6 protein-coding genes are annotated in these 12,073 nt (G+C 62.8%); 5 read left to right on the forward strand and 1 reads right to left on the reverse strand.

All coding sequences use genetic code 11. From position 1 onward, the window contains the following. Positions 1–186: 186 nt before the first annotated feature. Positions 187–2,133, reverse strand: a complete 1,947-nt coding sequence (locus FEM01_RS15855) for a BCCT family transporter (protein WP_240791766.1) — start codon at positions 2,131–2,133, stop codon at positions 187–189. Between the two features lie 534 nt (positions 2,134–2,667). Between FEM01_RS15855 and betI the strand changes: the two genes are divergently transcribed. From betI to mscK, 5 genes are all read left to right on the forward strand, one after another. Continuing rightward, positions 2,668–3,324, forward strand: a complete 657-nt coding sequence (gene betI, locus FEM01_RS15860) for a transcriptional regulator BetI (protein ID WP_138220435.1) — start codon at positions 2,668–2,670, stop codon at positions 3,322–3,324. A 38-nt stretch (positions 3,325–3,362) separates the two neighbouring features. Further along, entirely contained in the window at positions 3,363–4,835 is a 1,473-nt protein-coding gene (gene betB / locus FEM01_RS15865) for a betaine-aldehyde dehydrogenase (protein WP_138220436.1), read from the forward strand. A 156-nt stretch (positions 4,836–4,991) separates the two neighbouring features. Further along, on the forward strand, positions 4,992–6,683 hold the full coding sequence (betA, locus tag FEM01_RS15870) for a choline dehydrogenase (protein ID WP_138220437.1): 1,692 nt from the start codon (positions 4,992–4,994) through the stop codon (positions 6,681–6,683). Positions 6,684–6,948: 265 nt separating this feature from the next. After that, the gene (locus FEM01_RS15880) at positions 6,949–8,691 is read left to right on the forward strand and encodes a potassium/proton antiporter (RefSeq protein WP_138220438.1); all 1,743 of its coding nucleotides are present in this window, start codon (positions 6,949–6,951) and stop codon (positions 8,689–8,691) included. 35 nt (positions 8,692–8,726) lie between these two features. Continuing rightward, a complete protein-coding gene (mscK, locus tag FEM01_RS15885; RefSeq protein WP_138220439.1) occupies positions 8,727–12,032 on the forward strand; it encodes a mechanosensitive channel MscK in 3,306 nt (1,101 codons plus the stop codon). Positions 12,033–12,073 lie beyond the last annotated feature (41 nt).

Here is a 12,073-nt window from a genome sequence, read left to right on the forward strand (position 1 = left end):
GAGTTGCGAACTGCAGGGCGATAGCGTCTCTGAGCGTGAGGGTGGCAGGGTTTTCGGTGGGAAGGGTCATGCGCTTGGCTCCAGCCAGATAAAGAAGCCAGTACCTTGTGCAACCCTGCCACCGAACAGGTGCTACATAAGTCTTCACCTGCCAGGCACGCTACCTGGCAGGTGAAAGGTGCATCCTCAGCTGTACACGCGCCCCAGCAACTGTCGGTGGCTTTCGAACTGATCCAACACATCGCGCACGATCTGCTCGCGGGTAAAGCCCATCAGGTCGTACTCCTGACTGCCATCGTGCAGGTACACCTCGGCGCGGTAGAAGCGCTGGCGCACTTCAGGCTCGCCTTCGACCGGCGCCTCGCTCGGCGCAGCCAGGTAACCGTCTAGGCTGGCTTCATAGACGAACGGGTTGCCCTCCTCCATCAGCACCCGCAGGCCCATCATGCTGCGCGCCTGACCAACCCGGGTTTCCACTTCGAAGCCCAGGGTGCGCAACTGTTCCGCCGCCTCCTTGAGCGCAGGGCTGACCTGCTTGTCCATGAAGCGCTGTACCACTGCCTGGGTCGGCTGCAAGTCGAGCTGGCTCAGGCGCTCGCTGAAACCGCGCCGGCCACGCGCGGCCAACTCGGCGCGCTCGCTTTCGACGGCGACGTCCTGCTTCATGGCCTTCATCAGGCCGAACATGAACAGCACCAGCACCACCGAGAACGGCAAGCCGGCCAGCACCACCATGGTCTGCATGGCCTCGAAGTTGCCGGCGAACAGCAGGCCAATGGTCACCAAAGTGATCACCACCGACCAGAACACCACCATCCAGTGCGGGGCGTCTTCGTCCACCTGGCCGCCTTTGCACGACAAGTTGGCCATCATCACAGCGCCGGAATCGGCTGGGGTGAGGAACAGCACGAAGCCCACGAATACCGCCACACCAATCACGATCTTGGCGGCTGGGAAGTACTCCAGCAATTGGTAGATCGACATCGACGGCTGTTCGAGCGCGGTCTTGCCCAACTCCACCGCCCCTTGGTTGATCACCAGGTCCAGCGCGGTGTTGCCGAAGATCGACAGCCACGCCAGGGTGAAGCCCAGCGGGATCAACAGCACGCCGCTAACCAGCTGGCGCACGGTACGACCCTTGGAGATACGCGCGATGAACATGCCCACGAACGGGCCCCAGGAAATCCACCAGGCCCAGTAGAACACGGTCCACAGACCCAGCCAGCGCTCGGACTTGTCGCCCGAGCCTTCGTATACGTAGAGGTCGAAGGTCTTGAGCACCAGGCCGTTGAGGTAATCGCCGATGTTCTGCACGAAACCATTGAACAGGTGCAGGGTGTTGCCGGCTAGCAGGACGAAGATCAGCAGACCGCTGAAGAGCAGGATATTCAGGTTGGACAGGCGACGAATGCCGTTCTCCACACCCGACACCGCCGCCACGGTGGCAACGCCGGCCATCATCAGGATCACCACCAGCAGGTTGGTCTTGCTGTGGTCCATACCGAACAGGTATTCCAGGCCTGAGGCCACCTGCATCGAACCAATACCCAGGTTGGTCACCAGGCCCAGCAGGGTCACGAACATGCCGAAGATGTCCACGGCATGCCCGGCACCGCCTTTGACCCAACGCTCACCGACCAGCGGATACAGCGCCGAACGCAATGCCAGCGGCTGGTTATGGCGATAAGCGAAGTAGCCCACGGCCAGGCCTACCAGGGCGTAGATCGCCCAGCCGTGCAGACCCCAGTGCAGGAAGGTCAGTTGCAGGCCCTGACGCGCAGCTTCGAGGCTGGCGGGCGTGCCCTCGGGCGGATTGAAGTAGTGATCCAGCGGTTCGGATGCACCGAAGTACAGCAGCGAGATACCAATACCGGAAGAGAACAGCATGCCGGCCCAGGCGCCGTAGCTGAAATCGGGGGTGTCGTCCTTGCCGCCAAGCTTGAGCTTGCCGAAATCGGAGAAGGCCAAGTAGATGACGAACAGCAGGTAACCGCAGATCACCAGCATGTAGTACCAGCCGAACGTGCGCGTCAGCCACTTCTGGGCAACGCCAAGCACTTGGCCTGCGGTTTCGGGTACAGCGATCAGCAAGGCAGTCAGAACAAGGATCATCATCGCCGAGGTGAAGAACACCACGCGATTGACCCGTACCCGCTCGGCGGGGGGCTTAGTCAGGGAGGCAGAACTCATTGCACGAATGCTCCGGGGAGTGCGGCAGTGGAGGCTAATCAGTCTTTTCCCGAGCAATTGGTGCCATAGCCCCACTGCTACAGGTGTTATAAAAGCACCCTGAAAACCGTGATCCCGAATAGAACGCTGCAAAAAAACCAGACCGGAGGACTGCCGCGATGCCGCACCCTGCATCAACAGTGCGCGCATTCGCCACAGCCACCTGGCCCGCTCCAAGGGCCGACCGCGCAGTCGATGACCGCTCGGCAGAATCTGTCATTCGCAGCGCCCGTGCCCGTCAACGCCTTGTATTCCGGGGGTTACGCGATTTTCCGGGGTGCCAATCCGTGTCCCTTTGACCGCCTGAAAAACTGTCAATGGCACAAATTGTCGCAGAGCTTATTCTTTATTGATTGAACGTTCAATCAAAACAAAATAGACTGGTCTTCGCCGAGTCAGCCGCTGGTCGTCTGCTCGCAGGCCTGAGGAGAAAGCAAGATGCCCAAGGTCGGTATGCAACCCATCCGCCGCCAGCAGTTGATCGAAGCCACCCTGCAGGCGGTCGATCAGGTCGGACTGGGAGATGCCAGCATTGCGCTGATTGCCCGTTTGGCCGGTGTGTCGAACGGCATCATCAGTCACTACTTTCAGGACAAGAACGGCCTGATCGCAGCGACGATGGGCTACATCATGAGCATGCTCAACGAGGGCGTGGCCGCACGCCGCCAGGCCCTGACGGACGACAGCCCGCGCGCCCACCTGAAAGTGATCATCGAGGGCAACTTCGATGCCAGCCAGGTGAATGGCCCGGCGATGAAAACCTGGCTGGCCTTCTGGGCCTCCAGCATGCACCAGCCGGCTTTGCACAGGTTGCAGCGGATCAACGATCACCGCTTGTACTCCAACCTGTGCTGCCAGTTCCGCCGCGCCTTGCCGCTCTACCATGCGCGCAAGGCCGCCCGCGGCCTGGCAGCCTTGATCGACGGACTCTGGTTGCGTGGCGCCTTGTCGGGTGATGAGTTCGACACCGATCAGGCGATACGCATCGCTTACGAATACATGGATCTACAACTGGCTAAACAGCACACCCTGGGCACTCATGGCCAGGCCGCTGATTCAACGCGCACGGCGAACGCCAACCCGGCAGGAGCCTGACGCGCCAGCCAACCACTCACTGCACTTGCGAGGACACTATGGCCCGTTTCGGAACGCAAAAACTCTACATTGATGGTGCTTACGTCGACGCTGGCAGCGACGCCACCTTCGAAGCCATCAACCCGGCCACCGGCGAAGTCCTCGCCCATGTGCAGCGTGCGACCCAAGCCGACGTCGAGAAGGCCGTCGAAAGCGCCGAGCGCGGCCAAAAAGTCTGGGCAGCGATGACCGCCATGCAGCGTTCGCGCATTCTGCGCCGCGCCGTCGACATCCTGCGTGAGCGCAACGACGAGCTGGCCATGCTGGAAACCCTGGACACCGGCAAGGCGTACTCCGAAACCCGTTATGTCGACATCGTCACCGGCGCCGATGTGCTTGAGTACTACGCAGGCCTGGTGCCGGCCATCGAAGGCGAGCAGATCCCGCTGCGCGAATCCTCCTTCGTCTACACCCGCCGCGAGCCGCTGGGCGTGACCGTGGGTATCGGCGCCTGGAACTACCCGATCCAGATCGCCCTGTGGAAGTCCGCCCCGGCGCTTGCCGCCGGCAACGCGATGATCTTCAAGCCGTCGGAAGTCACCTCGCTGACCACCCTGAAACTGGCCGAGATCTACACCGAAGCTGGCCTGCCGAACGGCGTATTCAACGTCCTGACCGGCAGCGGCCGTGAAGTCGGCACCTGGCTGACCGAGCACCCACGCATCGAGAAGGTTTCCTTCACCGGCGGCACCACCACCGGCAAGAAAGTCATGGCCAGCGCCTCGAGCTCGTCGCTCAAGGAAGTCACCATGGAACTGGGCGGCAAGTCGCCGCTGATCATCTGCGACGACGCCGACCTGGACAAGGCCGCCGACATCGCCATGATGGCCAACTTCTACAGCTCCGGCCAGGTCTGCACCAACGGCACCCGCGTGTTCGTACCGGCGACCATGAAAGCGGCATTCGAAGCCAAGATCGCCGAGCGTGTAGCGCGTATCCGCGCGGGCAACCCGGAAGACGAGAACACCAACTTCGGCCCGCTGGTCAGCTTCGCCCACATGGAAAACGTGCTGGGCTACATCGCCAAGGGCAAGGCAGAAGGTGCCCGCGTGCTGTGCGGCGGCGAGCGCCTGAGCGAAGGTGACTTCGCCAAGGGCGCCTTCGTGGCCCCGACCGTGTTCACCGACTGCACCGACGACATGACCATCGTCAAGGAAGAGATTTTCGGGCCGGTGATGAGCATCCTCAGCTACGAGACCGAGGAAGAAGTCATCCGCCGTGCCAATGACACCGAATACGGCCTGGCCGCGGGTGTGTGCACCAACGACATCACCCGCGCCCACCGCATCATCCACAAGCTCGAAGCCGGCATCTGCTGGATCAACGCCTGGGGTGAATCGCCGGCAGAAATGCCGGTCGGTGGCTACAAGCAGTCCGGCGTCGGTCGCGAGAACGGCATCAGCTCGCTGGCTCAGTACACGCGCATCAAATCGGTCCAGGTCGAACTGGGCGGCTACTCGTCGGTCTTCTGACAGACCGCTGCAAGCCGCTAGCTTCAAGCTGCAAGAAAGAGCCGGTCGGCGTCAGGCCACCGGCCCTTGCAGCTCCAATCCATCGCGAGCTTCACCTGGCTGCTTTTTCTTGCAGCTTGTCGCCCGAAACTCGCCGCTGCTTCCGGAGGAAGCCTCATGGAATACGATTACATCATCGTCGGTGCCGGTTCCGCCGGTAACACCCTGGCCACCCGCCTGACCGAAGACGCAGGCGTCAAGGTCCTGCTGCTGGAAGCCGGTGGCCCCGACTACCGCTTCGACTTCCGCACCCAGATGCCAGCCGCGCTGGCCTTCCCGCTGCAAGGCCGGCGCTACAACTGGGCCTACGAGACCGACCCTGAGCCGTTCATGGACGGCCGCCGCATGGAATGTGGCCGTGGCAAGGGCCTGGGCGGCTCCTCGCTGATCAACGGCATGTGCTACATCCGCGGCAACGCCATGGACTTCGACGGCTGGGCAGAGCTGCCAGGCCTGGAAGACTGGACCTACCTGGACTGCCTGCCGTACTTCCGCAAAGCGGAAACCCGAGACATCGGCCCGAACGACTATCACGGCGGCGACGGCCCAGTCAGCGTGGCCACGCCGAAAGCCGGCAACAACCCGCTGTTCCACGCCATGGTCGAAGCTGGTGTACAGGCCGGCTACCCGCGCACCGAAGACCTCAACGGCTACCAGCAGGAAGGTTTCGGCCCGATGGACCGTTCGGTGACCAAGAACGGCCGCCGCTCCAGCACCGCCCGAGGCTACCTGGATCAGGCCAAGAAACGCCCGAACCTGACCATCGTCACCCACGCCCTGACCGACCGTATCCTGTTCGACGGCAAACGCGCCGTTGGCGTGACCTATCTGGTCGGTGACAGCGAGGAGCGCATCGAAGCCCGCGCGCGCAAGGAAGTCATCGTCAGCTCCGGGGCCATCGCGTCGCCGCAGTTGCTGCAACGCTCCGGCGTTGGTCCGCGCGCCCTGCTCGAAAGCCTCGACATCCCGGTGGTCCACGACCTGCCCGGTGTTGGCGAGAACCTGCAGGACCATCTGGAGCTGTACCTGCAGTACGCCTGCACCCAGCCGGTGTCGCTGTATCCTTCGCTGCTGTGGTGGAACCAGCCGGCCATCGGCGCCGAGTGGCTGTTCAACGGCACCGGTATCGGCGCCAGCAACCAGTTCGAGGCAGGCGGCTTCATCCGTACTCGCCCCGAGTTCAAGTGGCCAAACATCCAGTACCACTTCCTGCCGGTCGCGATTAACTACAACGGCTCCAACGGCGTGAAGGAGCACGGCTTCCAGGCGCACATGGGTTCGATGCGCTCGCCTGCCCGTGGGCGTATCCAGGCCAAGTCGAAGGATCCGCGCCAGCACCCAAGCATCCTGTTCAACTACATGTCCACCGAACAGGACTGGCAGGAATTCCGTGACGGCATCCGTCTGACCCGCGAGATCATGGCCCAGCCGGCGCTGGATCCGTACCGTGGCCGCGAGATCAGCCCAGGCGAGCACGTGCAAACGGACGAAGAACTGGACAAGTTCATCCGCGAGCATGCCGAAACCGCTTTCCACCCATCCTGCTCGTGCAAGATGGGCACCGACGACATGGCCGTGGTCGATGGTGAAGGTCGCGTGCATGGCATGCAGGGTCTGCGTGTCGTCGATGCCTCGATCATGCCGCTGATCATCACCGGTAACCTCAACGCCACCACGATCATGATCGCCGAGAAGATTTCGGACAAGATTCGTGGCCGCAAGCCGCTGCCACGCAGCACGGCCAAGTACTACGTGGCAGGTGATGCACCGGTGAAGGGCAAGCCGATGCGTGAGGTGAAGCAGGCGTAAGCCTGTACTGGCCTCTTCGCGGGCAAGCCCGCTCCCACAGGGACTGCACTGCCCTTGAGGCCAGTGGTATTCCGGTGGGAGCGGGCTTGCCCGCGAAAGGGCCCACTCCGGCAACACAAGAAAAGGCACCCTTCGGGGTGCCTTTTTTCATATGCAGAAACGCTTTACAGCCTGCCAATTCATCAGGTTAGAATCGATTGGCACGCGACCTGCTAGTTCATCTTTGCAGGTCGTCACCCCCCGCGATGTATCGGAGTAATTGCCCTTGGATGCGAGCACCATCAACAGCCTGTTCCTGATCGGCGCACTGCTGGTCGGAGCAAGTATTCTGGTCAGCTCGCTGTCATCGCGCCTGGGCATCCCCATTCTCGTCATCATCCTCGCCGTCGGCATGGTCGCCGGGGTGGACGGTGGCGGCATCATCTTCAACAACTACCCGACCGCCTACTTGGTGGGTAACTTGGCCTTGGCCGTAATCCTGCTGGACGGCGGCCTGCGCACCCGGGTAGCGAGCTTTCGCGTCGCCCTGTGGCCAGCCCTGTCGCTGGCCACGGTTGGCGTGCTGATCACCACCGGGCTGACGGGCATGATCGCCGCCTGGCTGTTCAACCTGAGCCTGATCCAAGGCCTGCTGATCGGCGCCATCGTCGGTTCCACCGACGCGGCGGCAGTGTTCTCGCTGCTCGGCGGCAAGGGCCTGAACGAGCGGGTCACCGCGACGCTTGAGATCGAATCGGGCAGCAACGACCCAATGGCGGTATTTCTCACCGTCACCCTGATCGACATGATCGCCAGCGGCCAGACCGGCCTGCACTGGAGTTTGCTCACCCACCTGGTTCGCGAGTTCGGCATCGGCAGCCTGCTGGGCCTGGGCGGCGGCTGGCTGATGCTGCAACTGGTCAACCGTATCAACCTGGCGGGCGGGCTGTACCCGATCCTGGTCGTGGCGGGCGGGCTGGTGGTGTTTTCGCTGACCAACGCCCTGCACGGCAGCGGCTTCCTGGCCGTGTACCTATGCGGCCTGGTGCTGGGCAACAAGCCGATCCGCAGCCGTCACGGCATCCTGCATATGCTCGATGGCATGGCCTGGCTGGCGCAGATCGGCATGTTCCTGGTGCTGGGCCTGCTGGTCACGCCCCATGACCTGCTGCCCATCGCTGTCCCCGCGCTGTGCCTGGCCCTGTGGATGATTCTGGTGGCGCGCCCACTTTCGGTGGTCGCGGCGCTGTTGCCGTTCAAAGCGTTCCATGGCCGCGAGAAAGCCTTCATCAGTTGGGTAGGCCTGCGCGGCGCGGTGCCGATCATTCTCGCAGTGTTCCCGTTGATGGCCGGCCTACCGGACGCGCAGCTGTTCTTCAACCTGGCGTTCTTCATCGTGCTGATCTCGCTGCTGGTGCAAGGCACCAGCCTGCCGTGGATGGCCAAGCTGCTGAAGGTCACCGTACCGCCGGACCCGGCGCCGATCTCGCGCTCCGCACTGGAGGTGCACATCACCAGCGAGTGGGAGCTGTTCGTCTATCGCCTGGGCGCCGAAAAGTGGTGCATCGGCGCCGCCCTGCGCGAGCTGAAAATGCCCGAAGGCACGCGGATTGCCGCGCTGTTTCGCGGTGAGCAGCTGTTGCACCCTTCGGGCAGCACGGTGCTGGAGGTCGGCGACATGCTCTGCGTGATCGGCCACGAACACAACCTGCCGGCACTGGGCAAGCTGTTCAGCCAGGCGCCACAGCGCGGCCTGGACCTGCGCTTCTTCGGCGACTTCGTGCTCGAAGGCGATGCCGAGTTGGGTGCGGTGGCCACCCTGTATGGCCTGAAACTCGATGGCCTGGACGCGAAAATGCCGCTTGCGCAGTTCATCCGACAAAAGGTCGGAGGCGCTCCAGTGGTAGGCGATCAGATCGAATGGCACGGCACGATCTGGACGGTCGCGGTCATGGACGGGAACAAGATCCAGAAAGTCGGCGTCAGATTCCCCGAAGGAACCCGGCCAAGCCCTGGGTTGTTCCTCTAAACTCCGATTGGCCTTGTCGTACAAGAATGCTGCCTATGTCCCTGCGCGTTTATTGCCACGCAGCCCTGCTTGGGCTGTGCCTGACCCTGTCGTTCGCCGCCACCGCGGCGCAGGTCCCGACTACCCCTGGCATCCAGAACAGCCTCGACAAGATCGCCGAGCGCAAACTCCCTGAAGCCGAACAGAAAGCCGTGCAGCAGGTGCTGGAACAGACCCTGGCACTGCTGTCGAGCAAGGAAGACAGCGAGCAGAAGCTCGCCGACCTCAAGCAGCAGTTGGCCGGTGCGCCACAACAGATCCGCGAAAGCCAGCGCGAGCTGATCAAGCTCAAGGGCGCGGTCAGCGTACCGGTGACCCAGCGCTACGCCAGCCTCAACGTGCCGCAACTGGAGCAGATGCTCAGCGAGCGCAGCACCCAGCAAGGCGAGCTGCAAAAAGCCCTGACCGATGCCAACAGCCTGATCATCAACGCCCAGACCCGCCCAGAGCGCGCCCAGGCCGAGATCAGCGCTAACCAGACGCGCATCCAGCAAATCAACAACAGCCTCAAGTCCGGCAAGGACAATGGCAAGCCGCTGACCAGCGACCTGCGCAACCAGCTCAACGCCGAGCAAGCCTCGCTCAACGCCCTGACCCTGCTGCGCCGCCAGGAGTTGGCCGGCAACAGCCTGCTGCAAGACCTAGGCAACGCCCAGCACGACCTGCTGATTGAGCGTGCCGCGCGTCTGGAACAAGAAATCCAGGACTTGCAGACGCTGATCAACGACAAGCGCCTGGCCCAGTCGCAACAGACCGTCACACAGCAATCGCTGGAAGCGCAAAAGGCTGGCGGCAGCACCCTGCTGGCCAATGAAAGCGCGGCCAACCTCAAGCTCTCCGACTACTTGCTCAAAAGCACCGACCGCCTCAACGAACTGACCCAACAGAACCTCAAGGCCAAGCAGCAACTCGACAGCCTGAGCCAGGCCGACCAGGCGCTGGATGAGCAGATCAACGTGCTCAAGGGCAGCCTGCTGCTATCCAAGATCCTCTACAAGCAGAAACAGGCCCTTCCGCACCTGAAACTGGACCGTGACCTGGCCGACCAGATCGCCGACATCCGCCTGTACCAGTTCGAGATCAACCAACAGCGCGAACAAATGAGCAGCCCGTCCAGCTATGTCGACAAGCTGCTGGCCGCCCAGCCCCAGGAAGATGCCACGCCAGCGTTGCGCAAAGCCCTGCTGGAAGTGGCGATCACCCGCAGCGACCTGCTCGAACGGCTGAACCGCGAGCTGTCGGCCCTGCTCAACGAGTCGATCACCCTGCAACTGAACCAGAAACAACTGCTCGGCACAGCGCAGAACCTGCGCACCACGCTTGAAGAGCAGATGTTCTGGATTCCCAGCAACAAGCCACTGGACTGGGAATGGCTCAGCTACGTGCCGCAACGCCTGGCTGATCAGGTCGCCAGTCTGCCGTGGGGCTCGGGAGTCAGCGAAGTAGCCGATGGACTGATTCAGCGGCCGCTGCTGTTCCTGCCGCTGCTGCTAGTGATCGGCGCACTGCTTTGGCGGCGCAAGGCGCTGTACCGGCGCCTGGGCAAGGTCCACCAGGACATCGGCCACTTCAAGCGCGACAGCCAGTGGCACACGCCCCAGGCGATTCTCATCAACATCCTGCTGGCCATGCCGCTGGCCCTGGCCCTGGCCCTGGGCAGCTACGCCCTGCAAATCGACGCCCGCGGACAAAACGCCAACCTCGGTGCGGCGCTGTGGCAACTGGCCCAAGCCTGGCTGGTGTTCTACACCGCCTACCGCATCCTCGCCCCCGGCGGGGTCGCCGAGATCCACTTCCGCTGGCACAAGCCGCAGGTCGAATTCCTACGTGCCTGGGTGCGCCGGTTGGGGACCGTGGTCATGGCCCTGGTGGGCGTGGTGGCCGTGGCCGAACATCAGCCTTCGGCGCTGGCCGACGACGTGCTGGGCATCGGCGTAGTACTCGCTTGCTACGCCCTGATGGCCTGGTTGCTGAGCCGCCTGCTGCTGAGCAGCCCGGCGCACCGCAATACCTCGCTGTTCCGCAAGGCGGTCGGGGTGGCCTTTACCGCATTGCCCATCGCGCTGTTCGTGGCGGTGTGCTTCGGCTACTACTACACCGCGCTCAAGCTCACCGACCGGCTCATCTACACCCTGTACCTGCTGCTGTTCTGGCTGGTGATCGAGGCGGCCTTCGTGCGCGGCCTGTCGGTCGCAGCGCGGCGCCTGGCCTACCAACGCGCCCTGAGCAAGCGTCAGGCGGCCAAGGAAGGGCTCGATGGCGAAGTGGTGGTCGAAGAGCCGACGCTGGACATCGAACAAGTCAACCAGCAGTCGCTACGCCTGATCCGCCTGGCCTTGCTGGGTGGCTTCATCGGCGGGCTGTACTGGGTGTGGGCAGACCTGATCACGGTGTTCGCCTACCTGAACAACATCACCCTCTACGAATACACCAGCGGTACAGGCGCGGCGGCCAGCATGGTGCCGATCAGCCTGGGCGACCTGCTCGGCGCACTGGTGATCGCCGGCATCACCATGGCCTTGGCCAGCAACCTGCCGGGCCTGCTCGAGGTGCTGGTGCTGTCGCGCCTGAACCTGGCCCAGGGCAGCGCCTACGCGATCACCACGTTGTTGTCCTATGTGATCGCCGGGGTGGGCATCGTCAGCACCCTGGCCACCCTCGGCGTCAGCTGGGACAAGCTGCAATGGCTGGTGGCGGCATTGTCACTGGGCCTGGGCTTCGGCATGCAGGAGATCTTCGCCAACTTCATTTCCGGCATCATGATCCTGTTCGAGCGCCCGGTACGCATCGGCGACACCATCACTATCGGCAATTTGTCCGGCACGGTGAGCCGTATCCGCATCCGCGCCACCACCATTACCGACTTCGACCGCAAGGACATCATCGTCCCCAACAAGACCTTCATCACCGGCCAATTGATCAACTGGTCGCTGACCGACACAGTCACCCGGGTCACGCTGAAGCTGGGCATCGACTACGGCTCGGACCTGGACCTGGTCCGCGACCTGCTGCTCAAGGGCGCCCACGAAAATCCACGGGTACTCAAGGACCCGGAGCCGATCGTGTACTTCCTGAACTTCGGCGAAAGCTCACTGGACCATGAGCTGCGCATGCATGTGCGCGACCTGGGCGACCGCAACCCGACCCTGGATGAGCTGAACCGCTACATCAATCGCGAGTTCAAGGCCCACGACATCAAGATCTCAGTGCGCCAGGTGGAGGTATTCCTGATGGATACCAAGAACGGCAAGCAGCAGTTGATCCCCATGGACGGCAAGCCTGATAGCACACCTGGGGCCTGAAACGCCTCGAATACTTTATTCTGTGGTCATTCCGCGCGAGG

The sequence above is a fragment of the Pseudomonas mosselii genome, assembly GCF_005796105.1.
Classification (GTDB): domain Bacteria; phylum Pseudomonadota; class Gammaproteobacteria; order Pseudomonadales; family Pseudomonadaceae; genus Aquipseudomonas; species Aquipseudomonas mosselii_C.